We start from the raw sequence: 26,616 nt of genomic DNA, 5'->3' as shown, positions 1-26,616 counted from the left end.
TCCGTGGGCCGGCCAACGGCCGGCGCTACCGTCATCCCCCGCCAAGCGCGTGCACGATCTCGATTACGTCGCCGTCCTGAAGCACATGGCTGCCATGCAGGCTGCGGGTGACGATCTCACCATTGACCTCCACCGCCACCCGGCGCTGGGTCAGATCTTCGGCCTGCAGCAGGTCCAGGACGGTGGCACTTTGCGGAAGCTGGCGGGGATCGCCGTTGAGCTGGATGTTCATGACGGAATTGTCCCTCAAAGTCGTCGGTTCTGCGTACCCTTGCGCCCCTGCCACCCCCTGTTCCGGCCTGTCCAGGCTGCGCGCTGCCCGCCTTCCGGGCGGTTCATGCCGCAGCGCAGCGTGATGTCGCCGGGGCGCAGTGGAACCATGGCACCGTGCGCCGGCGTACGTCGGCCGTTTTCAACTTGAAAGGAGTCTTACATGCTGCTCAGCAAGCGTCCCCTGCGTTCCCTGATGGCCGTCGCCATCGCCTTGGCCGCCGCGCCGGCAATGGCGCAGTCGCCCTATTCGAAGACCATCTTCATCGGCGACAGCCTGACCGACCAGGGGTACTTCCGCCCGCTGCTGCCGGCATCGGCACGCCCGGTCACCGGCCAGTTCACCACCAACCCGGGTTGGGTCTGGGCGCAGTATGTGGCCGACTATTACGGCACCAACGCCACTGCCCACGGCAACGGCCAGGGCGGTGACAACTATGCCATCGGCGGCGCCCGCGTCGGCGTGGACACCACCCAGATCCTGGCCCCGGGTACCCCGGCCATTCCGGTCTACTCACTCAAGACGCAGACCGCGCAGTACCTGGCCGCCAATGGCGGCAAGGCCGACGCGAATGCGCTGTACACCGTGTGGGGCGGCGCCAACGACCTGTTCGCCATCCAGGCCGGTGCGCCGCTGCAGGCCACCCTCGGCGCGGCCGTGACCGACCAGGTCGGCATCGTCGCCACCCTGAAGGGCGCCGGCGCCCAGTACGTCGTGGTGCCGACCCTGCCCGACATCGGCCTGACCCCGGCCGCCCGTGCCGGCGGTGCCGTCGGCATGGCGCAGGGCACCGCGCTGGCCAAGGCCTACAACGACGCGCTGTTCGGTGGCCTGAAGGCCGCCGGCCTGCAGGTCATTCCGGTGGATACCTTCCACATCCTGCAGGAAATCGTCGCCAACCCGGCTGCCTACGGCTTCATCAACGTGTCCAGCCCGGCCTGCACCACGGCCTCGTCGCTGACCTGCAACCCGACCTCGTACGTGAACCCGAACGCGGCCAACAACTACGTCTTCGCCGACGGCGTGCATCCGACCACGGCCACCCACCAGATGCTGGGCGAGTACACGCTGTCCATCCTGGAAGCGCCGCGCAACCAGCAGATCCTGACCCATTCCGCCCAGACCGTCGGCCGCGCGCGCGCCGACCAGGTCAGCGGCCACCTGGGTGGCCGTCCGGCCGACGGCCTGAGCTGGTGGGGCGGCCTGCGTGGCGACATGCAGCGCTACGACCACGCCGATCTGTACGACGGCCTGGCCCCGGCCGGCCTGTTCGGCATCGACTGGGCGAAGGACGGCATGGTCGTCGGCGGCTTCGGTGGCTACGGCCGCATGGACGCCGACTTCGGTAACAGCAAGGGTGATTTCACCCAGTCCGACGCCACCCTGGGCCTGTTCGCCGGCTGGTATGGCGAGAAGGTGTGGGTCACCGGCCAGGTCAGCTACAGCTGGCTGGATTACGACGTGACCCGTCGTGTGCAGCTGGGCCCGGCCGAGCGCACCCACACCGGTTCGCCGGAAGGCAGCAACCTGACCGCCGCGTTGAACGCCGGTTACGAGTTCGGCACTGAAGGCGGCTTCCGCCATGGTCCGATCGCCGCCGTGATCTGGCAGCAGGTCAAGCTGGACGGCTACGTGGAATCCAACACCAGCGCCACCGCGCTGGGCTATGGCGACCAGGACGCGGACTCGACCGTTGGCCGGATCGGCTGGCAGGCGCGTTACGACGGCGGCAGCGTCAAGCCGTACGTGCAGGTCACCTACGACCATGAATTCGAAGACGGCAAGCAGGCCAGCGCTTGGCTGCAGACCATGCCGGACGTGGGCATGTACAAGGTGCCGGGCCTGGAGTTCGACAAGAACTACGCCACCGCTGTGCTGGGGGCGCGCATGAGCATGTTCGGCCTGGACAGCAACATCGGCCTCAGCGCCACGGCCGCGCAGAAGGACGCCCGCGACGTCACCGTGTTCGCCACGGTCAGCGGCAGCTTCTGACGGCAATACCGGTGAAAACCGGGTAGGGCACGACCGTGGGTCGTGCCGGATGCAACGGGCGGCCACGTGCCGCCCGTTGCGTTTCTACCGCCCCCCCGCATAAACTTGCCGGGCACCACGCGGGTGTAGCTCAATGGTAGAGCTGTAGCTTCCCAAGCTACTGACGAGGGTTCGATTCCCTTCACCCGCTCCATCGGTTGCTGCGCAACCCGATCGAGCGCGGCGTGCATTCCCCCAGATCCGAACGCCTTCCGGCGCTGCTCCTTGACTCAAGGGGCCTGTTACTTCTTTGCCTCGCCGCTCAGACTGCGGACCCCGTCATATTTGTCATCGGACAGGCTGGATAGACTCAGCCGGCGCGCATGATGCGCGCACTTCGCCACTTCCGAGGACGATAGTCATGTTGAAAGGATTTAGATCTCTCGCCGCCGCCGCGCTATGCCTGGTCGGCCTGTCCGCCTTCGCCCAAGACGCCTCCGCTGCTCAATGGGTCGACAGCGGCCGTACCGCGTACTTCCGATCCAGCGCCTACATCGCCGCCTGGGACCACACCTGCAACGTCGGCGATCCGCTGACCCCGGACTATCCAGGCACCTGCCCCAACGATGTGTCCACTGGCTGGGCGGCCAACTATGCCGCCGCCGATGCAGAGGCCAACTATCAGCTCATGAGCTGCAATCACAATCCGCACCAGATCGGCTCGGCCTGCTACGGCCTGGCGTATGCGATCAACGGGCACGCCTACGCCGGCCAGATGCCGGCCGCATGCAACGTCGGCGAGCGCGCGGTGTTCTCTTTCTTCGTCATGGAAACCGTCGAGATCGCGTACGAAGAGCTCGATGTGAATATTGTGCAGTCGGAGACGGAGTACGTCTGCCAGTAAGCTGGTCGCAGAACGCCGCCGCCGGGGGCGGCGGCGTTCTGCATTCCTCTCGATTCTTGGAATCGATCATCGGTTATCGCCCTGTGTGGCGCGCCATATCCGCCAACATTGCCAACTGTGAACTGCTAGCGATGCAGATCAGAAAACCCTGATCGACGGGACGTGCCGTGCGTCCCATCCTCTCTCGCTCACTGTCGAAGAGGAAGGGTCATGCCGAGGCGAGCGTTGGCTGAGGTGGGATACGCCCACTACACGCCGAAGTTTCAGAGCAGCTATTCAACACAGTCCATGTCGCAGCTGTTAAGCGAGTTTGACCTGTTGGAGCGGGACGAGTTTGCGCCTTATGGCGCAAATCGTTTCAGACGATATGGGAGCGGAGTGATCCTGCCCTGGAAGAACGACGGAGAGATCTCCTGGCTGCCTGCGGTCGTGGATGCCCTCGGACGCAAGCGGGCAGGGTACAGCCAGGGAGACCACAATCCTGACTACGCCGGCGTTAGAGACTTCCCGTCGCTAAGTGAAGACGTCAGGTCAAGCCCAATGCTGCTTGAACTTGTGAGGGAAGACTTTTCGCTCACTTTCTGGGCCAGTCACGAACAGCGGCTGCCGATCTACGTCGGCGTGCATTTCATCAAGCTCACATCGAGGGGAGCCCATGATCCAGGTGTGAGCTCGCCAGATTGCTTTCACCAGGATGGCGAGCCATTCACCTTCGCTCATCTGATCCATCGATCTGAAGGGCTTGCAGGCGGTATCAACTACATTGGTCAGCCCAGCCTACGTAACGTACCCATGGAGCAGGCGAACTGTAGTGAAATTATTGCGACATTCACTCTCGATAAGCCGCTCGAAAGTTTCGCCGTCCATGATCCCAAGGTGACCCACTTTGTCAGTCCGATCATTCGGCCGGAAGGGCATCGAAGTGATACGTGCGAGCGGTGCATGGTGCTCATCGATTTCAGCCCCACTGTGCAGAAGATATGAACATGCAGTCCATTGTGTCCCTGCTGCCGATTCTCGCAGCGTTGGTGGCTGGCTGGGCGATGCGTCGCTGGCTCCTGCCCGCAAAGAGCGCGCCGGTGCTGATTAGCCTTATCGGACCGATGGTGTGGTGCCTGCTATTTCTGATCGGTGTGGAGTTTGCTGGTGCGTTGGCGTCTCTCGACGCTATCGGCTACGTGCTCAGGATCGCCGCGCTGCTCGTTGCTGCAACCACAGCAGCTCCCTGTCTCTTGCTGATGAGCGCTGCACGTCTACTGAAGGGGGTAAGGAATGACAAGCCCTCTTCGCGAAGAAGTGCAGGGTTTGACTTGGTGGCGGTGGGCGCGCCGCTGAAAGAGTGCGGCACGGCGGTAGCAATGGTGTGTGCAGGTGTCGCAGTCAGCGCTGGGTTGTCCGCCGCAGGCGTTGCGATGGATGATCTCTGGTTGCCATCCAGCAGCGTGATGCTGCTCTCCCTGATCGTTCTGATTGGTATTGACCTGGCAGGTTTCAGTATCGGCAGGAAGATGCTTTCGTGGGCCGTGATCTGCGTCCCGCTCGCGGTGATCGCAGGGTCGATCATCGGAGGTGCCGCGGTCCATCTGATCACCGGGGAGGACATCCGCGTGTTACTTGCACTGTCCTGTGGTTTTGGCTGGTTCACCCTCTCAAGCACGCTGGTGGGATCGCTGTCGGGCGAGCTTCACGGGGCAATCGCGCTGGTTGTCGACCTCGGGCGGGAGTTGTCCGCGATTGTCCTGCTGTATCTGTTCGGTCAGCATCGCGCAAGCCTGGGGATCGCTGCTGCCGGCGCCACGGCCATGGACTCCACGCTGCCCATCGTCCGGCAGGCGTGCCCAAGCGATGCAATACCGGTTGCATTGGTGAGCGGATTCATCCTGACGATCACCGCCCCCTTCCTGATCACTGCACTTCTGACGGGGTGACGCGTTGGTTGTCTGGCATATGAATGTCTGCGCTGGGTTCTGGCCGATGCCTCCGAGCGGGCTGGCCTAGAATGGCCCCATGCATACACAGAATCGATACCGGGGCGCGTTGATCGGCTTGGCCGCTGGCGATGCCGTTGGCACCACGCTGGAGTTCAGCGCACGCGACAGCGTCGCGCCGTTGACCGACATGGTAGGCGGCGGTCCCTTCGATCTGGAGCCCGGGCAGTGGACGGATGACACGTCCATGGCCATGTGTCTGGCGGAGAGCCTGATCCGCTGCGAAGACTTTGACGCGCGGGACCAGATGAACCGCTACGTCAACTGGTATCAGCACGGGTACTGGAGTTCGACAGGTTCCTGCTTCGATATCGGCGTGGCGACCCGCGGCGCGCTCCACAACTTCCTCGTGACCGGGGAGCCGTTCGCGGGCAACACAGACCCGAACAGTGCCGGCAACGGGTCGATCATGCGTCTGGCTCCCGTGGCCCTGCGGTACGCCGGCAAGCCCGAGCTGCAGGACATGGCCGCGCTCAGCTCCCGGACCACCCACGGGGCGGCGGAATGTCTGGACGCCTGCCGCCTTCTTGCCGTAGCGATGGAGCGCGCGCTGGCGGGGTGCGGCAAGGACGAGGTCCTCGAACTCGCCTCAGTCGAGGTCGCCAGTTCGGGCCTCCGGGAGATCGCCAGGGGCGGATACAAGAGCGCCAACCGGGAAAAGGTTCGCGGCACAGGCTATGTTGTAGACAGTCTGGAAGCCGCGCTGTGGTGCTTCCACCGGCACGACACCTTCGCCGGTGCGGTGTTGGAAGCTGCCAACCTCGGTGATGATGCGGATACGACTGCGGCCGTGGTCGGGCAGTTGGCCGGCGCTTTCCATGGAGAGGCCGGAATCCCGGCCCCATGGCTCGCCCGCATCCATCTCGGCCACGAGATTGCGGCGCTGGCCGACAGCCTGCTACAGCGCAATCTGTCCTAGGAACCTAAAACTCATCAATTCGCCGCTGCGCGATTGCGGTGTGATCCAGCTTCGTCGTTGACTCACTGCCGTTCCCACAGTTCCTGGAAGGTCGTTGTCATGGTCACAAGGCTCCGGTTGTCGTCTGGCGAAACTTGGAAGCGGTATTTCACCAGGCGGCCAGTGCTCCAGTGAACGGCGAACCTCAGCGAAAGCTCGTGCTCCAGCCACTCCACGGCCATTACTTCCGGGCGCTCGCCATCGTCGGTATCGACGACCGCAACCTCGACGTGTCCGTCGCGCAGGGAGAAGGTGAACTCGCGGTCCGAGAAGCCGTCGCGGTGCTTCCAAGTGCCGACAATTCGATGCGCGCTTCCAAAGCTCAAGAGGGTTCCCATGGGGCCTGATCTTACGGCACCTGCCCGCAGACACGCTCGCTGGCATGCGACTAATTTTTTGTCGGGTTTCCCTCTCGATCTCCTCGGCGTGGTCAGCCACCCTGTCGACGATGGTCTGGAGAAGAATGATGACTGCAAAGAATCGGTTTGGCGCTTTCATACGGGGGTTCTGCTCCGTGATCGAACTGCAGCCGACGTTGTCGCGCAAGGCGGCAAGAGACGCGATCATCGATGCGCAGGCCAACAACTTGCACGAAATCTGGTCGCAGGTGGGTGACCTGCTAAGGGAGGCGCAGAGTGAGTTCTCAGGGAAGAAAACGGCGCAATCGAGCTCTCAATCAGGTCGATTCAACCACCGCGACGAAACCCACAGCGAGCAAGCCTGATTCCTTGCGGGGCGAGCGCAACGCGTTCGCGCTCCTTGATGAATCCAGCAAGGTCGCGCTGATCACCCAGCTCTTGGAGCAAGACCCCGGGTTGCTTAGGGTCGCGCAGGTTGTGCAGAAGTCGCATAGTGGTCCGTTGCCCAGTCCGGAAGACTTCGCCGACTATGAGAGGGCGCTGGTGGGGTCATGCGAACGCATTCTGAAAATGGCGGAAAGGCAGCAGGAGGTCGCCTACGACCTCAACTAACGCCGCTTGGAGGGCGATTTCGGCGAAACCCGCTGGGGGCAGGCATGCGCGGTGCTGCTTGCATTGGCCGGAACCACGGCATGCGTCGTGACCGCTTACATGGGAGCAGATTGGCGAGTCAGTACGGGTCTGGGAGCCGCTGCAGTCGGGCTGCTGGTCGTGCCGTTCCTTCGCAAGGCGAGGTAGGTAGTTCCACAGCCTGACGAGGATGGCGCAGCGCTCGGTTCGGCGCGTGAGGTCTGGCGCTCAGCCGTCATCCACACGTACTGGCCGCGCGCTATGCTTCGCGCTTTCCCCACCCCTGTACACCCCGATGAAACTGGCCATCCTTTCCCGCAACAGCAAGCTGTACTCCACGCGGCGGCTGGTCGACGCGGCGCGCTCGCGCGGGCATACCGTACGGGTGCTGGACCCCCTGCGCTGCTACATGCGCATCGCCGCCGACGGGTTCACCATGCACTACAAGGGGCGGCCGATTACCGGTGTGGACGCAGTCATCCCGCGCATCGGTGCCTCGGTGACCCGCTACGGCACCGCCGTGCTGCGCCAGTTCGAGATGATGGGCGCCGTTACCCCCAACCCCTCCGATGCCATCCTGCGGGCGCGCGACAAGCTGCGCGCACACCAGATCCTGGCCTCCAAGGGCATCGACATGCCGGTGACCGTGTTCGGCGACAACCCGGATGACACCGTGGACCTGCTGTCCATGCTCGGCCCGCCGCCGCACGTGGTGAAGCTCAACGAAGGCACCCAGGGCCGTGGGGTGATCCTGACCGAGAAGGCCAGCGCCTCGCGCGGCATCGTGGAGGCCCTGCGCGGGCTGTACGCCAACTTCCTCATGCAGGAGTTCATCGGCGAGGCGCAGGGCGCCGACCTGCGCTGCCTGGTCGTCGGCGACCAGGTCGTGGCCGCCATGCAGCGCCAGGCGCCCGAAGGGGACTTCCGTTCCAACCTGCACGCCGGCGGCAGCGCCCGCGGCGCCAAGGCCAGCCGGGCCGAGCAGCAGGTGGCGGTGCGCTCGGCCAGGGCGTTGGGGCTGGGCATCGCCGGGGTGGACCTGATCCGCTCCAGCCGTGGCCCGCTGGTGCTGGAGGTCAACTCCACCCCGGGGCTGGAGGGCATCGAGGGGATCAGCCAGGACGATCTGGCGGGGCGCATCATCGAGCATGTCGCAGGCCAGGTGGCCTTGGCTAAAAAGCCTTCAAAATCAAAGCATTGAGATTTTCATGGGCGGCGGTGGCCGGTTTTAACACCGGTTTAATCGCCCCCGGGGTAGGCTTCTACGAACCGCAGCTCTGCCCTCCTCAGCAGACAACGGCAATCGGGAATGACTTCAGGCCCAGGCGGGATCCGTCTGGGCCTTTTTCTGAGCCTGCCGAAACTCACTTGCTGCGGTGTTCCCCTCAGCGATACATTCGGGGTTCGTCTACAAACTATGGAATGGTTGAAATGAAGCGAATGATGGTGATGGCTGGGACCGCTGCGCTGCTGCTGGCCATGTCGACGGCTCAGGCCCGTCCCAAGCCCGGGCAGGAAGTGTTCGAGCCGGGCAAGCCGCTGGGGGAGCAGATTGATCGCATCGAGAAGGACCTGAACGACGGCGAGACCTATTCAGAGCTGAAGGCGGACCAGCGCAGCCGCGTGCGCCAGTCGCTGTCGCGCCTGCGTTCGGTCACCGAACGCTACCCGGACGGTACCGCCATGCCGGAGACGACCAAGGTCGAGCAGTTGAACGACCAACAAATTGTAAACACGGTGTTGACGCAGGCGGGCGAAGATAGCCGCCTTATCTGCAAGCGTGAAAAGGCTACCGGCTCCAATCGGGCCACCACACAGTGCATGACGGTCGCCCAGCGCGAGCGCGCCAAGGTGACGGGTCAGAAGACCCTCGACGATGCGCAGCGGCTGGGCAATTTTAAAAACTAGAGGTCACATGCGAATTCTTGTAATTGAAGACAACAGCGACATCGCTGCCAACCTGGGCGACTACCTCGAAGAGCGCGGGCATACCGTGGACTTCGCCGCCGACGGCGTGACCGGCCTGCACCTGGCGGTCGTGCACGAGTTCGACGCGATCGTGCTGGATCTCAATCTGCCGGGCATGGATGGGATCGAGGTCTGCCGCAAGCTTCGCAATGAAGCGCGCAAGCAGACCCCGGTGCTCATGCTGACCGCACGGGATTCGCTGGACAACAAACTGGCCGGTTTCGATTCCGGTGCCGATGACTACCTGATCAAGCCGTTCGCGCTGCAGGAAGTCGAGGTCCGTCTGAACGCCCTGTCGCGCCGCGGCAAGGGCGTGCAGACGCGGGTGCTGGAAACCGGCGATCTGGAGTACAACCTGGACACCTTGGAGGTCCGCCGCCAGGGCAAGCTGCTGCAGCTCAATCCCACCGCCCTGAAGATCCTGCAGGCGCTGATGGAAGCTGCGCCGGCCGTGGTCACCCGCCAGGAGCTGGAAACCCGCGTGTGGGGTGAAGAGCTGCCCGATTCCGACTCGCTGCGCGTGCACATCCATGGCCTGCGCGCCATGGTGGACAAGCCGTTCGAGGTGCCACTGATCCAGACCCGCCATGGCATCGGATACCGCATCGCCACCCCGGAAGCCTGATACGGTGAAGGTCAGGGGGGAGCAACGCCGCGGGCCATACCGGCGGCGGTTGCGCAGCCGCATCATCGTGTCGTTCGTGTTGTTGGGCTTTTGCCTGACAGCACTGTTTGCCTTCGCCACCAACTTGGCCCGCGCCCGCGTGGAGAACCAGTTGGTCGAAGATGTGATGAACCGCAACATCGATGAGTACGCCCATCGGTATGCCGCCGACCCGACGCGCAATCCGGACCTGCCAGTGCAGCAGATGCGTGCGCGCATCGTCCGGGCAGACAAGTTCGATGCGCTTCGGCAGGAAGAGCCGGACTGGTACGAGTTTCGCGATGGCATCCACAGCCTGAGTGGCGTGGATGAGCGCGGCAACGCCTTCTCCTACAAGTTGGCCGTCCGAAAAACTCCTGATGCCTGGTTCTTTCTCGCCTACGACATGACCGAGAGCCTGCGCGGCGAAGGGCAGCTCAACCGCGCGCTGTTCTTCTCTGTGCTGCTGTTCAGTGCGTTGTCGCTGGTGCTGGGCTGGTGGTCGGCTTCCAAGGTCATGAAGCCAGTCTCGGACCTGGCTGCTCGGCTGCGCGCGTACCGTGGTGGTAACAGTGACCCAGAGCCGCTTGCCCCGCGCTTCCCCGACGATGAGGTCGGGCAGCTCGCCCAGGCGCTGGACGATTACTCGGCCCGGCTCACCCAAGTGGTGCAGCGCGACCGCGAGTTCAATGCCGACGTCAGCCACGAACTGCGCACCCCGCTGGCGGTGATCCGTGGCGCGACCGAGCTGTTGCTGACCCGCCCGGACCTGGATCCCAAGGTCCTGCAGCGCCTGCAGCGCATCCAGCGTGCCGAACAGCAGTGCACCGACCTGATCGGCTCGCTGCTGCTGTTGTCGCGCAACGAGCGCGGGCAGGGCAGCAGCAACGTGGCGCGCGTGGCGGAGCAGTTATTGGACTCGCACCGTGCGCAGTTGGGCGGCAAGCCACTGGAGCTGGTACTCGAAGGCGACCGCGAACTGGTCATCGACGCGCCCGAATCGGCGTTGTCCGTGGCGCTGGGCAATCTGATCGGCAACGCCGTGAAGTACTCGCAGGAGGGTTCGGTGCGGGTGCTGGTCACCGGCAACCGGGTCGAGGTCATCGACAGCGGCCCGGGCCTGAGCGAAGAAGATGCAGCCAAACTGTTCCAGCGGGGGTACCGCGGCACCCACGCGGGCCACTCGCAGGGCGGGGGGATTGGTTTGTCGATCGTGAGCCGGCTGTGCGATCTGTACGGCTGGCAGGTAAATGTGCGGCCGGGTGAGGAGCGGGGCGTGATCGCCACGCTGACCTTCTCACCGGCGGGCTGACGGACCACCTCAGCGTAGAGCCACCCCATGGGTGGCTGCTCGCCGAACATAGCGCAGCCACCCAAGGGGTGGCTCTACCGCGCCAGCGCCCGGTACGCCTGATCCAACCGCTCCACCTCGGCCTGCAGATGATCCGGGTGGCCATCATTGCGCACCACGTCGTCGGCCAATGCCAACCGCGCTTCGCGGCTGGCCTGCGCGGCAATCATCCTGTCGGCCAGTTGCGCATCAATACCATCGCGCTGCATCAGCCGGGCGTGCTGCACCTCCACCGGAACGTCCACCACCAAGATGCGGTCCAGCCAAGGGTACTGCTGGCGTCCACCGGCTTCGGCCAGCAACGGAATCGCGGCCACCGCATACGGGCCCGGCGCCTGCTCACAGGTCTGCCGCAGCAACTGGCGAATGGCCGGGTGGGTGATCGCTTCCAGCGCCTGCCGCTCCTGGGCCGAGGCGAAGATGCGCTCCCGCAGCGCGGCGCGGTCAAGCTGGCCGTCGGCCAGCAGGATCTCGGAACCGAAGTGGGCCACGATCCGCGCCAGGCCCTCGCTGCCGGGTGCCACCACCGCGCGGGCGGCCAGGTCGGCGTCGGCGACGGTGATGCCCAGCGCCTCGAAGCGGCGGCTTACTTCGCTCTTGCCGGCGGCCACGCCGCCGGTCAAGCCAATCACGAACTGGCTCATCGCCGTGCCCTCAGCGCAGGCCGGACAATCTCAGGTAGGCATTGATCAACGGCTCGCCCCACATGAACACAATCCAGCCGGCAATGGCCAGATAGGGTCCGAACGGAATCGGCGTAGCGTGGTCACGACCACGCGAGTACAGCCAGATCGAGCCCAGGATCGCGCCGATCACCGACGACAGCAGCACGATCGGCAGAATGCCCTTCAACCCGCACCAGGCGCCCAGCGCGGCCAGCAGCTTGAAATCGCCGTGGCCCATGCCTTCCTTGCCGGTGATCTGCTTGAACAGCCACCACACCGACCAGAGCGACAGGTAGCCGGCAATCGCGCCCAGCAGGGCGGGCTTGGCCGGCATGTAAAGGTTGTCGATGCTGCCTATCAGGCCCAGCCACATCAGGGGCAGGGTGAGCTGGTCGGGCAGCAGCTGGGTGCGCAGGTCGATGCCGGACAGCGCAACCAGGAAGCAGCTCAGCACAATCGCGCCGAACCCCTGCCAGCCGAACCCGAACTGCCACACGCTCGCCACCACCAGCAGGCCGGTCAACAGCTCGACCAGCGGGTACTGGATGGAGATGGGTGCCTTGCAATGGCGGCACTTGCCGCCCAGCACCAGCCAGCTGAACAGCGGGATGTTCTCGTACCAGGACAGCTTGTGCTTGCAGTGCGGGCAGTGCGACGGCTCGACCACGATCCCGGGCGGGGGTGGTTCGTAGATGTCCGGAAGCTCGAGCACCTCGCGGGCGTCGCGCTTCCACTGCCACTCCAGCCGCTTGGGCAGGCGCAGGATCACCACGTTGAGGAAGCTGCCGATCAGCAACCCCAGTGCGGCCGCGGCGGGATAGCCGAGGCCGGGATGCTGGTCGAGAAATGCCATTGATTGATTATCCGACTACGGAGGCCAGCTTGAAGATGGGCAGGTACATGCCGATCACCATGCCGCCGACGATGGTACCAATAACCACCATCACAATCGGCTCCAGCAGGCTGCTCAGCGCGTCCACCGCGTTGTTCACTTCCTGCTCGAAGTACTCGGCCACCTTGAACAGCATGGCATCCAGGGCGCCGGCTTCTTCGCCGATGGCGGTCATCTGGATCACCATGTGCGGGAACAGGTTGGTCTGCTTCATGGCCATATTGACCGGGAAGCCGACCGACACGTCGCTGCGCATGCGCAGCACGGCTTCTTCGTACACCTTGTTGCCGGTGGCGCCGGCCACGATACCCAAGGCCTCCACCAGTGGCACGCCGGCCTTGAAGGTCACGGCCGTGGTGCGCGCGAAGCGGGCGATGGCGCTGTTGTGCATCAGCTGGCCGATGACGGGCACCTTCAGGATCAAGCGATCCATGGTGTGCTGCATCTTTGGCGACCGCTTATAGGCCGCAATGAAGCCAACGGCCGCACCAACGGCGACAATCAGGATCATCCACCAATAGGACACCATGAATCTGGACAGGTTGACGATCATCTGGGTAAAGGCGGGAAGGTCCGCGCCAAATCCCTTGAACACGTCTTCAAACTGCGGAACTACCCAAACCAGCAGGATGCCGCTTACCAGCAGGGCGACAGCGAGAACCATGACCGGATAGAAAAGGGCCTTTTTGATCTTGCCCTTCAGCGCCTCGATGTTCTCCTTGTAGTTGGCCACGGTGTCCAGCACCGTTTCCAGCACACCGGCGCCTTCGCCGGCCCGTACAAGGTTGCGGTACAGCTCATCGAACTGGACAGGGTGCTTGCTGATGGCTTCATATAAAGACGAGCCGCCCTCGATGTCCGTGCGGATGTTCTCGACCATCTTCCTCATGCGGGGGTTCTTGTGCCCGCTGCCGATGATGTCAAGCGATCCCACGATAGGGACACCCGACTTCATCATGGTCGCCATCTGGCGGCTGAAGAAGGCGATGTCCTTGGCGCTGATGGCCTTGCCCGCCGCGCCGAACAACGGCTTCGGCTTGGGCTTCACCACATCTGGCGTGATACCCATGCGCCGCAGCTCTGCGCGCAGCATGTTGGCGTTCTTGGCGGGCTGTTCGCCCTTCATCTTCACGCCCCGCTTGTCGGTCCCCACCCAGACAAACGGCTGCAACTCCATGGTGCTACGCGCCACGGGCTCTTTCTTGACTGCACTACGGCTGACAGACATACAGGCTCCCCAGCCAACGCCATCCCCAGGCGGGCTTCTAATCCGAATGGTAGCCGGTTCCGGGCGGTCATGGCATCCCTCCCTGACGGCAATCCGTGACCGGGGTCCAAGACCACCCCCGTCAGAAGGTGACGCAGCGCGTCACAATGCCGGTTGGGTCGCAAATTACCGTGAGGGGGGTTCCAATCCTGAAGATTGCTGCCATCATTGCGCCGGGGAATGCTGGGGAGCATTGCTGAGAAGTTGGCACGCAACCTGCTTTCAACCACCCGCACGGGCGATTGCCTTGCTCAGCCGGTCCGCCGGCCAGGCGCGACCCAGTGTCCATTTTTCAAACCACCTCTAGGGGATGTACTCATGAAGAAGCAGCAGGGCTTTACCCTCATCGAACTGATGATCGTCGTCGCGATCATCGCTATCCTGGCCGCCATCGCTCTGCCGATGTACCAGGATTACGTCGCCAAGTCGCAGGTCACCGCTGGCCTCGCCGAAATCACCCCCGGCAAGACCCAGTTCGAAGTTGCCATCAACGAAGGCAAGACCCCGGCAAATGCTGCCGATATCGGCCTGACCATCTCCAAGCGCTGCACCAAGATTGACGTGACCGGCACCGCGACCGGCAGCATCGTGTGCACCCTGGCTGGTAGCCCGAAGATCGCCAGCAGCACCATCACCCTGACCCGCTCCGATGCGGGCACCTGGGCTTGCTCCACCAACATCACGGAAAAGAAGTACATTCCGGGCGGTTGCGAGTAATAGCAAGTAGCTTGAAGAGGCCCCGCTCGTCGGGGCCTTTTTTTTTGGCACGGATCCTGCTTGATCACCGTATTACCAGCTGCCGGGGGAGGCACGAATCATGCGCGGGGCACGTGGTTTCACTTTGATAGAGTTGATGATCGTTGTGGCGATCATTGCCATCCTGGCCGCCATTGCGCTGCCGATGTATCAGGATTACGTAGCAAAGGCTCAGTTGGCCGCGGCGTTGTCTGAGATCAGGCCTGGCAAGACGATGGTGGAAACCGTTGTTCAGGACAGTCAGGACGCCGGGTTGATCAATGCAGACTACCTCGGTCTCAAGGTTTCCCAGCGCTGCAGCGCTGTGGACGCAAGCGTGCAGTCGACTGGGGTGGGGAGCATCAGTTGTACTGTGTCGGGAAGCCCCATCATTGACGGAAAGGACTTGGTCCTGAACAGAGCCGCGGACGGCGCGTGGACCTGCGACGGTTCCGCGTTCGAAGCAAAGTATCGCCCGACGGGGTGCTAGTACCCGACAGTGATGCTGGCCATAATGAAGCTTCGTACTAAGGGAAGTGCTCAATGAACGCCGTCGTCACTGCCAATCTCGTCGGAATTACCGGCATCGCTCGTCGCTTGGTTCAGGATGGAGCGCTTGAAGAAGCCGCCGCCCGTGAAGCGATGGCGAAGGCGGCAGCAGCCAAGCAGCCCTTGCCGCAGTATTTTGCAGAGAAGAAGCTGGTGACCCCCGCTCAGCTGGTCGCGGCGAACGCCCTTGAGTTCGGCATGCCGCTGCTGGATGTATCGGTCTTTGATAGTGCTCAAAGCGCGATCAACCTGGTGAGTGAGGAGCTGCTGCGCAAGCACCATGTGCTTCCGCTGTTCAAGCGTGGTGGCAAGTTGTTCATCGGCACCAGCGACCCGACGCATTCGTTGGACGAGATCAAGTTCCACACCAACTTGGTGGTCGAGCCGATCCTTGTCGACGAAGAGCAGATCCGCCGCACCTTGGAGCAATGGCAGTCCAAGCACGACACGCTGGGTGGAGGGTTGGGTGGCGGTGACGATGATGGGATGGGGGATCTGGATGTCTCCTCCGGCGATGAGGAGGGTGGTAACGCCGATTCTGGCCACGACGCCAAGGGCGACGACACCCCGGTGGTCAAGTTCGTCAACAAGGTGCTGGTCGATGCCATCCGCAAGGGTGCGTCGGACATTCACTTTGAGCCATACGAAGACGATTACCGCGTGCGCTTCCGTATCGACGGCCTGCTCAAGAACGTGGCCAAGGCGCCGGTCAAGCTCAACCAGCGCATTGCCGCACGCTTGAAGGTCATGTCGCAGCTGGACATCGCCGAAAAGCGCGTGCCGCAGGATGGGCGAATCAAGCTCAACCTGTCCAAGACAAAGCAGATCGACTTCCGCGTCAGCACACTCCCGACCCTGTTCGGCGAGAAAATCGTGCTGCGTATCCTGGATGGCAGTGCTGCCAAGCTGGGCATCGACAAGCTTGGCTACGAGGAAGTACAGCAGAAGCTGTTCCTCGACGCCATTCACAAGCCTTACGGGATGGTACTGGTGACCGGCCCGACCGGTTCTGGTAAGACCGTGTCGTTGTATACCGCTCTCGGTATCCTCAACGACGAAACCCGCAACATCTCCACCGCCGAGGACCCGGTCGAAATCCGGCTGCCGGGCGTCAATCAGGTCCAGCAGAACGTCAAGCGCGGCATGACCTTCGCCGCCGCGCTGCGCTCTTTCCTGCGCCAGGATCCGGACATCATCATGGTCGGCGAAATCCGCGACCTGGAAACGGCTGAGATTGCCATCAAGGCGGCCCAGACCGGCCACATGGTACTGTCCACCCTGCATACCAATGACGCGCCGCAGACCATCGCGCGTCTGATGAACATGGGCATCGCGCCGTTCAACATCACCAGTTCGGTAACGCTGGTCATCGCCCAGCGCCTTGCGCGTCGACTTTGCAACAACTGCAAGCGTCCGGTCGACCTGCCTGCCAATGCGCTGCTGGCTGAAGGCTTCACCCAGGCCCAGCTGGATGCAGGCATTACTCTGTACGAGGCCGTGGGTTGCGAAGAGTGCACCGAAGGCTACAAGGGACGTACCGGCATCTATCAGGTCATGCCGATGAGTGAGGAGATCTCCGTCATCGTGCTTGCGGGTGGCAACGCCATCCAGATCGCGGAAGCTTCGCAGCGCGCAGGCATCAATGATCTGCGTCAGTCTGCATTGGTCAAGGCCGCCGCCGGCACCACTAGTCTTGCTGAGATCAACCGCGTTACCAAGGACTAAGCGCTCCCAGCTCGTTCCGGTTCAACGGGACCGTGTCTCTATTGGATTGCCGCGCCATGGCTGCAATCCGTATCTGCCGGCATCGTTACGAGCGCGTTTCGCGATCACCTGCTGCTTGGCCATGCTGGTCCTGTACCCCTGCGCTGCATTTTGGGTGATCCTGAAATGATCACCTTCCGAGTTTGCGTGCGGCATGCATCCATATCCCCCTTCATGCTGGGGTGACGCGTTGTCGCAGCCATATCGTCTTCATTGAGAATTGAGCCGGGGCTCTCAATTCGGGCGCTGACTTTCGGTGACACTCCGGGCCACCCAGGCCATATGGAGCTATAGTCCTGTGGCTGTTCATTCAATCACATGGAGGTGGTCGTGGTCGCACGATTCCTGAAGACTCTCAGCCTGCTCTTTGCGCTGTCGCTGCTCCCGGTCGCAGCGCTCGCAGCGCAGCAGACCTTGCTTGAGCCGAGGTACTGTTTCAATGGCGCATGCTTCCCGACGCTAAGCCAAGCCGAAGCCGAGCTTCGGGCGAAGGCGGGTTCATATGGTGCTCTCTGGACCAGGGATCGTGTCTATCCCTACATGGGCTCAGGACCCAGCGCAGTCTTTAGGCACGCCTACGTAGTGAAGGATCAAGAAGCTCAAATAATGTACAAGCCTGGATACGGCACGGGTGGGGACCCTGTAAGACAGGGCATGTGCACGGCCCAAACTGATCCTTATGACCCGTATATGTGTGCGGATGAGAGCGAGGCGGTAGAGGGAACGATGGCGACATTTCGTGCCTCGTTTCCCCAATGTGTCTTTTCGAACGAGCGATACGAGGGCAGTTACGGCTCACCTTACGTATCTGTGCGTAATGATGGCTATGGCACGGTTAGGCACTCCAAGTCATCTGACCCGAAGTACTACAAGTACTCCATCTGGTGTCCGGCTTGGGGATCGACCCCCCCCCGACCCGCGCCAACTCGTATTGTCCAAGACCCAGCATTTTACATGCGCGGCGGATTTCGCTCCGATCCATTCGGACAATCCGGCTTACGTTGGGTACGGTACGCTGCTGGATTGGCCTCGCGTCTGCCGGGCGAAGATGACGGCGCAATTCATCTACCAGTACAACGTAACGCAAACCAAATCGTGCGCCAGCACGAACAATCCGTGCTTCCCAGCGACGGGGGACAAGGCCCGAGCTGAAACGGACTTCAGCTTCGCGGGCAGGCCATTTACTCGCCACTACCACTACCACTCCCTCAACCAGCTACAGGTCGCGCCTGAGCTCGGAACAGGTTGGTCCCATAGCTACTCGGACTTCATCATCTCTACCAGCAGCATACGTGCAGATGATCAAGGGTATCTCCAGACCTACGGAAGCGGAGGACGCGGAAACCAAGCGTCTGGCGAGGTTCTTCGCGCCGCGGCGAACGGTACTTCGGAGCTCATCCAGGCTGACGGTACTGTCCGCTTCTACCGAGCTGACGGAAGGCTCACCCGTGTCAACACTGGAGGCTCGCGGACCAGTGTGACGGTGAGCTACGACGCCAAGGCGAGAATCGAGCGAGTTACGGACGACACGGGCCGGGCGCTGTTGTTCCGCTATGAGGATGATCGGCTTTCTTCCATCACGTTGCCAGATGGGTCGCAGGCGCGATATGGCTACGACGAGTACGGAAACCAGACCAGTGTCGTTCGCCCAGATGGTTCATCCCGTACGTATGTCTACGGAGAACAGGGCCATGCCCCGGCTGGCATCCACAACCTTCTCACCGGCATCATCGAGGAGAATGTCCGCTACGCCACATTCTCCTACGACGCAATTGGCAAGGTTGTCGGCAGCCATCTTCTTGTTGGTGGCCAGCCGGTTGATGCAGGAACCATCACTTACAACGCAGATGGATCCGCAACTACGATTAACGAACTGGGAGATGTAAGGCAGCTTGAGATCGGAGGCCCATTCCGCGCCATCACCAAGACAGTGGATTCGCAAGGAACCCGCTCACAGGTCTTTGACTCTATGGGCCGGCTGAACACCAAGCTCGATGCACTCGGAAACCGTACGACGCTATCTTACGCGGACTCCAGCACCGGCCCTGTTTCGCAGGTGATGACCGTTACGGAAGAATCCATCGGCCGCATAAGCCGCACCAGCCGAGATGCCAACAACCGCGTTGCGGAGCAGCGCGTCAGCCAAAAGATCACTGGCGGTGAGAAGTTGACCTCCTTGAGTCGTCAGACGTACGACGCGCAAGGGCGCCTTTTGTTCTCCTGCCAGTACGACGCCACGCAGAGCACGGACTACGTCTGCGGCTCACTAGCAGTAGCGCCGATCAATGTGCGCCAGTCCCAGAACACCTACTGTACCGATGCCGACTCTGCGGGCAATCCGGCCCTATGTCCGTTGCCTGGCTTGCAGCTATCGGCACGGAACCCTGCTGGCGCACTGACCCAATTTGAGTACTACGCCGCCAACGACGCGGGCTGCGACGCCAACGGCGATTGCCGCTTCCGCAAGGGCGATCTGCGGGCGGAGATCGATGCCCTCGGCCGCCGCACTGAGTACCTTGAGTACGATGCCTTTGGTCGTGCGGTTCAGGTACGCGGTATCGACGGGGTCGTGGTCGAGCAGTTGTTCGACCACGACAGCCGCGTTCTGGCCGAGACGGTCAAGGGAGATGTGCCGGCCAATGACCGCATTCAGCTGTATGAGTACAACTCAACCGGCAAGCCGACCCGGGTCACTGAGCCGGATGGCGTTTGGACCCGGATGCACTACGACTCGGCCGACCGCCTGACCAGCGTGGAAGATGCTGCAGGCAATCGCATCAATTACGTGTTGGATGGGGCGGGCAACCGGCTGCGCGAGGAAGTGCGCGACAGCAGTGGCGTGCTCAGGCGCTCGCTTGACCGTCTGTTCGATACCGCCAGCCGCAACACCCGGGTGACCGGGGCGTCTGGCCAGGCGACTCAGCTGCGCTATGACGCCGTGGGCAACCTGCTGGAGACGGAGAATCCCGCCGGCACGGTGTCCAAGAGCACCTACGACGGTGCCGGGCGGCCGACCAAGCAGATCGACGATCTCGGCGGCATCAATGCCGAGATGCGCTACGAGTATGCGGCCAACGGGCAGGTAGAGCGGGTCGTCGATCCAAAGGGTTTGGCAACCACCTACGCCTATGACGGCTTCGGTCAGCTGACCACCCAGACCAGCGCGGATACGGGCGTCACCCAGTTCACCTACGACCGCCTTGGCAATACGCTGACGAAGACGGACGCACGGGGCGTGACGGCGCAGTACGAGTACGATGCTGTGGGGCGGAAGACAGCCGTTCGCTTCTCAGATCCTGCGGCAGACATCCAGTACGTCTACGATCAGCCGTCGGCCCAATGCCCGGTCGGTGAGCGTGCGGGGGTGGGGCGCCTCTCCAGCATGATCGATTCGAGCGGGCGTACCGACTACTGCTACAGCGCGCTCGGTGACCTGGTTCGCCGCGTGCAGGTGGTGGAAGGGCAGCCGCTGGTGCTGCGCTACACCTATGCACCGTCAGGCAGGCTCAACTCGATGACCTACCCAGACGGCAGTCTGGTCGACTATGGCTACGACGCCCTCGGACAGATCAGCAGCGTGGGCGTCACCCCAGCGGGTGGCACCCGTGAAGTGCTGCTGCAGGGCGCGCAGACGCTGCCATTCGGTCCCGAGCAGTCTTGGACCTTCGGCAACGGCCGGCGCCTGGACCGCAGCTACGACCAGGACTATCGTCCGAAGACGATCAGCGATGAGCGCGACGGATTGAATGCCGCTTTTGGGTTCGATCCGGTGGGCAACATCACCTCGCTGACCGACGGTGGCCCGCAGGGGCAGGGCGCGACCCTGGACTACGACGCCCTGGGCCGCTTGACTGCGTTCAAGGACGCGCAGACCGGCGTGGCTATCGAGCAGTACACCTACGACGCCACCGGCAACCGGTTGTCGTTCGGCAACTCGGCCGGGGTGCAGTCCTACGTTTACCCGGCCGGTAGCCACCGTCTGAAGTCGGTGGACGGTGTTGATCGCACGTACGACGCGATGGGTAACACCCTGACGATCAGCGGTGACTGGCAGTACGCCTATGACCTTGTTGGCCGCCTTGGAAGTGCGACCCGAGCAGGTTCCGCGCAGGCCAGCTACCGCCACAATGCGGCGGGGCAGCGTGTCCTGCAGCAGGTGGGTACTGACAAGACGCTGCACTTGCATGGCGAGGGCGGCGAGTGGTTGGGAAGCTACGGTATTGCTGGCGCACCGAGCCAGCAGGTTGTGTGGCTTGGGTCCCGGCCGGTGGGCCTCATTCAAGCGGGTCAGGTTCTCTACATCGAGTCAGATCACCTCGGTTCGCCCCGCGCATTGATCGATCCGCAGCGCGATGTGGCGGTGTGGCGCTGGAGCTTGATGGGGGAGGCGTTTGGTGATGGGTCACCTGCGGAGGATCCAGATCAGGATGGCGTCGTTCAGAAGTTTGATCTTCGTTTTCCCGGTCAACGGTATGACTCCACAAGTGCCCTTAGCTACAACTACTACCGAGACTATGATTCACAAACAGGCCGCTACGTTCAGAGCGACCCTGTTGGGCTCGAGGGGGGCATAGCAACGTTTGCCTACGCCAGCTCCAATGCAATCACAAATTTTGATTCGCTAGGTCTGACGTCGGTATCGATGTGTGCCCGCCCTGAGAATGTTCTCGCTTGCGCTGCTGCGGGGATTGGATCCGCTGGAAGCGCCGGACCCTCTTCGTCCGCTGTGGGCGTGGCCGGTGCAGTCGTTGCCGCAGCCGCGGTTTCGCTGGCAAGAGATGCAGCAGAGTCTGCGGATTCGTGCCCGGTACAAGATAAGTGTGAAAAAATCTATGCGACGATCAGGTCCATTCTCGCTGTTGTTAAAAAAAGGTACTGGGATATGCGCGAGGATGGTCTGGGCCTATTCACTAATCGACCGACCGGAAGGATGTCATGGGCAGGGCACCAGCAGCAGTTCCGGTCATGGCAGGTGAATCTTCGTGGATACCTTGAGGTGGCAGACTCTATGAACTGCAGAGGTTATCCTTCCGATGCTTGGGAGTGGGCAACAAAGCCTGTCCCTAACCAGCCTGCCCCGAGGTAGTCGTTGATGGAATTTTCGAACCGCAAAGCTTTAGCCAAATCTTGGATCGAATTGCAAGGTGCCCCTGATGATTCTGCACTGCAACGCGAATCCCAATGGTCCGCTATTGAGCTCAATATGCTATGTATTGAGGAGCCGGAGCAGGCATGGGAGCTGGTTGTGGAGATATTTGAATCTAGCTCCGATCCGTGGGTCTTGGAGAACTTGGGGGCTGGTCCTTTAGAAGCCTTGTTGAGCTTGCATGGTCCATCCACACTGAAAGCCATAGAGTCATACACGTCGAAAAGCCGTGCGTTTTTGAGTGTTGTTGCCCATGTATGGCTACATGCCCTGCCGTCCGATGTCGCCAAACGCTTGGCGACCCTTCGTAGTAGAGGTTGAGTGCTTGCACGACCCGTTCGACCAACTCTGTGACACGGGACATCTTCGGCTGAATTGAGTTTCGCGACGTCACAGCGCCAACTCGGGCACGTGGCGCTGCGAACGTTGCCGCGGAATAGTCGGCGGCGCTAAGGCTGTCGTCGTGAGCCTCACGGCCGGAAGGCCCTCCTCCACTAACCATGAGGTGGCGATGACCAGGACCTTTCGATGGGTGGCATTTGTACCGGCAGCCCTACTAAGTTTTGTAGCAGTCTTCATGCTGCTGGGATCAATTCGGGGACTGTTGTTGCGCATTTGCCCGGTCGGCAGACTGGACTATGAGTGGGCCATGGATCTGTCCCGGCCCGGCCACGAAATGGGTGGGCCAACCTGTTCTGCCGCGTGGTTTCCAGACGCCGAGATGGCCTTGCTGGTATTTGCGTTCTCGGTTGCAGTTGCTGCGGCGGGATGCGTGGCAGCATGGGTCGCGCCCACCAGGAAGCTGGCATGTGGGTTGTCCTCAGCCGCTCTGGTTACCCTGTATATGTATCTGCTTTCCCGCTTCTCTTGACAGCGTTGCGTTTCCGCGCCGCCAGTTCTTCAATCCAAGGTGCTCTCCCATGCAGCTCTTCTCAGACGAATGGTATCGATCCGAATGGAAGAAGCTGGGATTTCACTACGAGCTGGATCACGATTCCAAGCAGTGGAAGATCACGGGGTCCAGAGAGGGCGTGCGTTCGTTTGTTGCCGCCGTACGCGCCTATGCAATTGATTCTGGGAATGACTGGGTATCCTGTCACCGAAATCTCGGTCCACACGAGTACCTGGAAATTGGCACGTGGAGTTCGGCGATCATCGATGACCATTGGATTGCAGGGCGTCTGGCCGATCTGCTCGACCTTGCGACTTACGTCGAAGAGTGGATCATTGCATCGAAGGCGGGTGATTGCCTTTCTGTCAGGTCGTTCTTCAGTCCGGAGTCTCCGTATGACATTTGGTTGAGGGTGGGGCCCGACGACTTCGATCCGTCATCGCTGGATGCATCACTAGTGACACCATTACGTTGTTAGCTGCTGCTTCCGAATTTCGATACGAGCGGTGCCGTGCTCGGAGATGTGGTCCACTGATGATGTGGCAGCTACGATCTCGATTCGGTCCGGGAGAGTGGGGGAACAGCTTGTTCAATTCGGCCGATGAGCAGTTGCATTCAGGGGATATCAAATGGGCTATTTCAAACGACTGGCGGTCGGGTGGCTTGGTGGCTTCACCGTGCTCTTGCTTTACACCCTTGCGTCTCAATCATGGTTGGCAGTGACCGGTGAAGTCTTCGCTCTGTTGCTTCTTACATCATCTGGGTGCGCACTGATCGCAGCCGCTCTGTCAGCTGCTGTGATTCGGGTGAACTTATGGGCCATGATGCTGCTTGCTCAGGTGATCACCATCCTGATTGTCGGATGGGTCTGGCATAGGTGATTGGTCACAGCGGAAGTTATTTCGTCTCACGTGCGCTGCCTCTGCGGCGACTATGTAAGCGTTGCACATTATAGCTTGTAGCGTCGCGTCGGCATGGCAACTGGTCGTTTGTAACGTTGTAGCTTGCCGTATTGATGTGCCTTGGTTCGCGTGCGATTCATGGTCCCAACCCTGCGGGCTTGGGCCATATAGCAGGTGTGCGCTCAGAGTACTGGTCGGTGCTTATGCTGGAGCTCGAGCCACAGTCTCTGCGAGGTGTGGCAGAACGGTCCCAGGCGTTGAGCTAGATCCATGTCCACGTCGTGGTCGCCGGCAAGGAAGCATTCTGCAAAGTCCTGCGACACGCCGATGGCGTGGGCGAAGTCCAGCGTCGAGGCGCCCATGGGGGCGAGGATCTTTTCGCGCACCAGCCAGCCGGGATGGTCATGTTCTACGTGGTCGCCAGGCTTTGCGCGGGCAAGCTTGGCAATATGCCTTTCGAAGGCGCTGGAGTGACGCGGTTCTGTTGGATCTGGGAACTCAACCCGAGTTATGACCAGTTGGCCGACGGTTGCCTCAACGCTTACGCTTGCGCCGACTCTGAAGCCTGCGTTCTCCAGCCAGTGGCCATGTACCGAGAGACAAGGCGCAGTGCCGCCGCCGAAGGTGTCCATCCAGGCATATGTGTGCGCGCGTACTGTGTAGTGGCGCGGTCGTGCGGAAGTCGGTAGGAGGACTTCGGGGAAGAGTGGGGTGTCGCGTGCCGAGCGCATGGGGAGCCTCCATGGGGAAAATCTCCCTTGCCGGTAGGGCAAGGGAGCCGGGAGGTTCGAATCCGCGATCGGTCATACGGCGGGCGTATTTCCCCGGATGAGGGGTCTTGTATTAGCCACCCTCCCGACATGGAACGTCCATAACTTTGACCGATCTTGGAGATTCGAAGCTCCGTTACCCACCATGCGCGATGGGGTGTTAGGCGGCCAATCGATTGTGTCTGTTGGTGCTACGGGGTTTGGTAGGCATTGCCCATATGGTGTCGTGACCGGCGCAGGTCGGGGCGTTAATGCGACAGCGGTGCAGTTTTCTTGGGGCGTTGGCGTCAGGTGATCGGATGGTGCGTTTGAGACGCATGGCGTGTCCCTACGCGGCGAGCGAAGTGCAAGTGACCCGTAGCGACACGCCTCGCGTGTCCATCGCGGTGCCAGAGGTGGCGAAACCGCAGCGACAGGTCAGGCGTGGCCAGCGGCATGCCGTGCGCCATCCAGCGGAGGAGGCAGCATGCGTTCGGTCCCCGCACTGAGCCACTCTTCCCACGCCGTGCCCGGGCCGGCTTCCTCGCTCTGGAAGTCGTATGCTTCCCCCTGCGTGCGTGCCATCTCGAAGGCTTGGGCATGCGGGAATGAGCGGATGGGCTTCTGAAGGGATGCGGAGATGAAAAACGTAACTGGGCAGATGCAGAGATTCAAGGAAGCAAGCCGGCATATCTGGAATTCTTATTTGATGCCTGGCGACGGGGTCCTGGACATGGCGGCGGAGGATTCTTTTCTCGAGATCGAGCGAGAGTTGCTACGTAGCTTGGTGCTCGAAGGAAGCGTCGCGGCAGATCAGTACGGGCGCTCTGCCATTGGCGGCCTTGTTGTGAAGCCAAAGCCCGTGTACCGGGAAGTGCCGGTCCAGGTTGCCAGTAGCGGGTCCGACGGAAATACCTATTGGAGCGAGAGTGAGCGGGTTGCCGCTGCAGATCTTCCCGTGCTTGAGTTCGTGGGCTTCTTTGACTGGATGCACTACGGGTACATTGACTACGCAATTGTTCGCGCAGTCGAATGCGGCTCTGGGCGGCGAGTGTTGATCGAGACCGTGTACTGTGATTTCTGGTGGAACGGACTTTCTGATGGTTCCGGTGACGGCGATCCCCTCTAATAGACGGCAGATATCGCAATCGCTTGGTCAGGAGTGCTTGTAATGAAGTTTCATGTGGATTTTTCCATCTATGCCTCCCCAGTCGATGCCTACGGTAACGCCACGGGGTATGTGGACCCGGCGTACCTCCCGGCCGCCGGGGACAAGTTCAAGCTCCTCAGTGAGACTGAGGCCGGCCCCGCGCTGTTGCTCCGAGTCGACAAGGTAAGGTCGGCCGAGGGGGAGGAGGTAGGGTCGATCGCATTGGAAGATCACGTTGTTGAGGGGCGTGATGTGGCCGAGGCGCTGAGTCGACGGCTTGCCAATGAGACGTCTCTCTTTGTATACGTTTACTGAGCCAAGAAAGGAGCGAGCTTGTCCTCATTTGGATAAGATCCAGCCTGGGTATTGGGCTTTGCGGTCGATATTTCTTTTACTGTTTCGGGCCTATGTAAAGGATCGCATCATCATGGAGGTTGAGGCGCGTGGTGGAGCTTGGATCACGGCGGTGGGACTCGCTGTCGCAGTTCTTCTGGCCGGCTGCACTGGGCCCGAGGTTGTCTGCGGGGGTAACATAAGCCCAAAGAATCCCTCCGTTGTCGAATTGAAATTGCTGGAAGTTGCAAAGAAGCAGTCTGCTGGGTTCTGCAACGTCCAGAATGCGGGTTGTGACTTCGCGGTCTATGACACCAAGGCGGGCCGCACGGTCAGAGTCTCCCTGGAGCGGCCATCAAGCAATGGGAAGTGCACAAGCTACTTCGGTGGCGATAGGTTCTACGCCTTCGATGAATCGGGGAATCTGGTAAGTGTGATCAATGGACTTTAGCTGCTCTTCGGCGCCCGTGTGGGTGCGCAGAGCGATGGGGTAGCGCAAATGCTTGGTGCCCGCTCGACGCGCCACGCA

27 protein-coding genes and 1 tRNA gene are annotated in these 26,616 nt (G+C 61.7%); 22 read left to right on the top strand and 6 right to left on the bottom strand.

Annotation, left to right across the window (positions count from 1 at the left end; translation table 11 throughout):
• Positions 1-31: 31 nt before the first annotated feature.
• Positions 32-232, bottom strand: coding sequence for a sulfur carrier protein ThiS (gene thiS, locus ACREPD_RS09470; RefSeq protein WP_431599091.1), 201 nt, complete (start codon positions 230-232; stop codon positions 32-34).
• 201 nt (positions 233-433) lie between these two features.
• Between thiS and ACREPD_RS09465 the strand changes: the two genes are divergently transcribed.
• From ACREPD_RS09465 to ACREPD_RS09440, 6 genes are all read left to right on the top strand, one after another.
• The gene (locus tag ACREPD_RS09465) at positions 434-2,263 is read left to right on the top strand and encodes an autotransporter outer membrane beta-barrel domain-containing protein (protein WP_431599090.1); all 1,830 of its coding nucleotides are present in this window, start codon (positions 434-436) and stop codon (positions 2,261-2,263) included.
• A 119-nt stretch (positions 2,264-2,382) separates the two neighbouring features.
• Positions 2,383-2,456: transfer RNA gene (locus tag ACREPD_RS09460), tRNA-Gly, on the top strand.
• Positions 2,457-2,663: 207 nt separating this feature from the next.
• Positions 2,664-3,146 carry a hypothetical protein gene (locus ACREPD_RS09455; RefSeq protein ID WP_431599089.1) on the top strand — a complete coding sequence of 161 codons (483 nt, stop codon included), beginning with the start codon at positions 2,664-2,666 and terminating at the stop codon, positions 3,144-3,146.
• A gap of 210 nt (positions 3,147-3,356) precedes the next feature.
• Entirely contained in the window at positions 3,357-4,130 is a 774-nt protein-coding gene (locus ACREPD_RS09450) for a 2OG-Fe dioxygenase family protein (RefSeq protein WP_431599088.1), read from the top strand.
• A gap of 2 nt (positions 4,131-4,132) precedes the next feature.
• Positions 4,133-5,074 carry a lysine exporter LysO family protein gene (locus tag ACREPD_RS09445; protein ID WP_431599087.1) on the top strand — a complete coding sequence of 314 codons (942 nt, stop codon included), beginning with the start codon at positions 4,133-4,135 and terminating at the stop codon, positions 5,072-5,074.
• Between the two features lie 79 nt (positions 5,075-5,153).
• Entirely contained in the window at positions 5,154-6,053 is a 900-nt protein-coding gene (locus tag ACREPD_RS09440) for an ADP-ribosylglycohydrolase family protein (RefSeq protein WP_431599086.1), read from the top strand.
• A 62-nt stretch (positions 6,054-6,115) separates the two neighbouring features.
• Here the strand turns inward: ACREPD_RS09440 and ACREPD_RS09435 are convergent, their stop codons facing one another.
• The gene (locus ACREPD_RS09435; RefSeq protein WP_431599085.1) at positions 6,116-6,430 is read right to left on the bottom strand and encodes a hypothetical protein; all 315 of its coding nucleotides are present in this window, start codon (positions 6,428-6,430) and stop codon (positions 6,116-6,118) included.
• Between the two features lie 176 nt (positions 6,431-6,606).
• Between ACREPD_RS09435 and ACREPD_RS09430 the strand changes: the two genes are divergently transcribed.
• The 6 genes from ACREPD_RS09430 (at position 6,607) to ACREPD_RS09405 (ending at position 11,004) form a co-directional block, all read left to right on the top strand.
• The gene (locus ACREPD_RS09430) at positions 6,607-6,816 is read left to right on the top strand and encodes a hypothetical protein (RefSeq protein ID WP_431599084.1); all 210 of its coding nucleotides are present in this window, start codon (positions 6,607-6,609) and stop codon (positions 6,814-6,816) included.
• 4 nt (positions 6,817-6,820) lie between these two features.
• The gene (locus tag ACREPD_RS09425) at positions 6,821-7,063 is read left to right on the top strand and encodes a DUF2335 domain-containing protein (protein WP_431599083.1); all 243 of its coding nucleotides are present in this window, start codon (positions 6,821-6,823) and stop codon (positions 7,061-7,063) included.
• A 313-nt stretch (positions 7,064-7,376) separates the two neighbouring features.
• A complete protein-coding gene (gene rimK / locus ACREPD_RS09420) occupies positions 7,377-8,282 on the top strand; it encodes a 30S ribosomal protein S6--L-glutamate ligase (RefSeq protein ID WP_431599082.1) in 906 nt (301 codons plus the stop codon).
• Positions 8,283-8,512: 230 nt separating this feature from the next.
• A complete protein-coding gene (locus ACREPD_RS09415) occupies positions 8,513-8,989 on the top strand; it encodes a hypothetical protein (protein ID WP_431599081.1) in 477 nt (158 codons plus the stop codon).
• A 7-nt stretch (positions 8,990-8,996) separates the two neighbouring features.
• On the top strand, positions 8,997-9,674 hold the full coding sequence (locus ACREPD_RS09410; protein WP_431599080.1) for a response regulator transcription factor: 678 nt from the start codon (positions 8,997-8,999) through the stop codon (positions 9,672-9,674).
• Positions 9,637-11,004 carry a sensor histidine kinase gene (locus ACREPD_RS09405; RefSeq protein WP_431599079.1) on the top strand — a complete coding sequence of 456 codons (1,368 nt, stop codon included), beginning with the start codon at positions 9,637-9,639 and terminating at the stop codon, positions 11,002-11,004. The genes ACREPD_RS09410 and ACREPD_RS09405 overlap by 38 nt, the downstream gene beginning before the upstream one ends.
• A gap of 74 nt (positions 11,005-11,078) precedes the next feature.
• Here ACREPD_RS09405 and coaE read toward each other — a convergent pair whose 3' ends face one another.
• From coaE to ACREPD_RS09390, 3 genes are read right to left on the bottom strand one after another with little or no spacing between them, the layout of a single operon-like run.
• Positions 11,079-11,687 (bottom strand): dephospho-CoA kinase, encoded by a 609-nt coding sequence (gene coaE / locus ACREPD_RS09400; protein WP_431599078.1) that lies wholly within the window; start codon positions 11,685-11,687, stop codon positions 11,079-11,081.
• A 10-nt stretch (positions 11,688-11,697) separates the two neighbouring features.
• Positions 11,698-12,561 carry a prepilin peptidase gene (locus ACREPD_RS09395; protein WP_431599077.1) on the bottom strand — a complete coding sequence of 288 codons (864 nt, stop codon included), beginning with the start codon at positions 12,559-12,561 and terminating at the stop codon, positions 11,698-11,700.
• A 7-nt stretch (positions 12,562-12,568) separates the two neighbouring features.
• On the bottom strand, positions 12,569-13,828 hold the full coding sequence (locus ACREPD_RS09390; RefSeq protein WP_431599076.1) for a type II secretion system F family protein: 1,260 nt from the start codon (positions 13,826-13,828) through the stop codon (positions 12,569-12,571).
• Between the two features lie 357 nt (positions 13,829-14,185).
• On the opposite strand from ACREPD_RS09390, the gene ACREPD_RS09385 reads away from it, so the two are divergent.
• The 7 genes from ACREPD_RS09385 (at position 14,186) to ACREPD_RS09355 (ending at position 23,834) form a co-directional block, all read left to right on the top strand.
• Complete coding sequence (locus tag ACREPD_RS09385) at positions 14,186-14,584, top strand: pilin (RefSeq protein ID WP_431599075.1); 399 nt, start codon at positions 14,186-14,188, stop codon at positions 14,582-14,584.
• 100 nt (positions 14,585-14,684) lie between these two features.
• On the top strand, positions 14,685-15,092 hold the full coding sequence (locus ACREPD_RS09380; protein ID WP_431599074.1) for a pilin: 408 nt from the start codon (positions 14,685-14,687) through the stop codon (positions 15,090-15,092).
• Between the two features lie 53 nt (positions 15,093-15,145).
• Complete coding sequence (pilB, locus tag ACREPD_RS09375; protein ID WP_431599073.1) at positions 15,146-16,876, top strand: type IV-A pilus assembly ATPase PilB; 1,731 nt, start codon at positions 15,146-15,148, stop codon at positions 16,874-16,876.
• Between the two features lie 970 nt (positions 16,877-17,846).
• Positions 17,847-22,001, top strand: a complete 4,155-nt coding sequence (locus tag ACREPD_RS09370) for an RHS repeat-associated core domain-containing protein (RefSeq protein WP_431599072.1) — start codon at positions 17,847-17,849, stop codon at positions 21,999-22,001.
• A 6-nt stretch (positions 22,002-22,007) separates the two neighbouring features.
• Positions 22,008-22,382: a DUF6869 domain-containing protein gene (locus ACREPD_RS09365; protein ID WP_431599071.1), complete on the top strand. Its 375-nt coding sequence runs from the start codon at positions 22,008-22,010 to the stop codon at positions 22,380-22,382.
• Positions 22,383-22,981: 599 nt separating this feature from the next.
• Entirely contained in the window at positions 22,982-23,431 is a 450-nt protein-coding gene (locus tag ACREPD_RS09360) for a hypothetical protein (RefSeq protein WP_431599070.1), read from the top strand.
• Between the two features lie 151 nt (positions 23,432-23,582).
• Entirely contained in the window at positions 23,583-23,834 is a 252-nt protein-coding gene (locus ACREPD_RS09355) for a hypothetical protein (protein ID WP_431599069.1), read from the top strand.
• A gap of 203 nt (positions 23,835-24,037) precedes the next feature.
• Here the strand turns inward: ACREPD_RS09355 and ACREPD_RS09350 are convergent, their stop codons facing one another.
• Positions 24,038-24,586, bottom strand: coding sequence for a SymE family type I addiction module toxin (locus tag ACREPD_RS09350; RefSeq protein WP_431599068.1), 549 nt, complete (start codon positions 24,584-24,586; stop codon positions 24,038-24,040).
• Positions 24,587-25,244: 658 nt separating this feature from the next.
• On the opposite strand from ACREPD_RS09350, the gene ACREPD_RS09345 reads away from it, so the two are divergent.
• The 3 genes from ACREPD_RS09345 to ACREPD_RS09335 are packed head-to-tail and all read left to right on the top strand — an operon-like array spanning position 25,245 to position 26,538.
• A complete protein-coding gene (locus ACREPD_RS09345) occupies positions 25,245-25,733 on the top strand; it encodes a hypothetical protein (RefSeq protein WP_431599067.1) in 489 nt (162 codons plus the stop codon).
• Positions 25,734-25,775: 42 nt separating this feature from the next.
• The gene (locus tag ACREPD_RS09340) at positions 25,776-26,069 is read left to right on the top strand and encodes a hypothetical protein (protein ID WP_431599066.1); all 294 of its coding nucleotides are present in this window, start codon (positions 25,776-25,778) and stop codon (positions 26,067-26,069) included.
• Between the two features lie 28 nt (positions 26,070-26,097).
• Entirely contained in the window at positions 26,098-26,538 is a 441-nt protein-coding gene (locus ACREPD_RS09335) for a hypothetical protein (protein ID WP_431599065.1), read from the top strand.
• Positions 26,539-26,616: the final 78 nt, after the last annotated feature.

Origin of the sequence: Stenotrophomonas sp. (assembly GCF_050737075.1) — a bacterium.
In the GTDB taxonomy this organism is placed as follows: domain Bacteria; phylum Pseudomonadota; class Gammaproteobacteria; order Xanthomonadales; family Xanthomonadaceae; genus Stenotrophomonas.
This window is presented reverse-complemented; position numbering and strand designations above follow the sequence as displayed.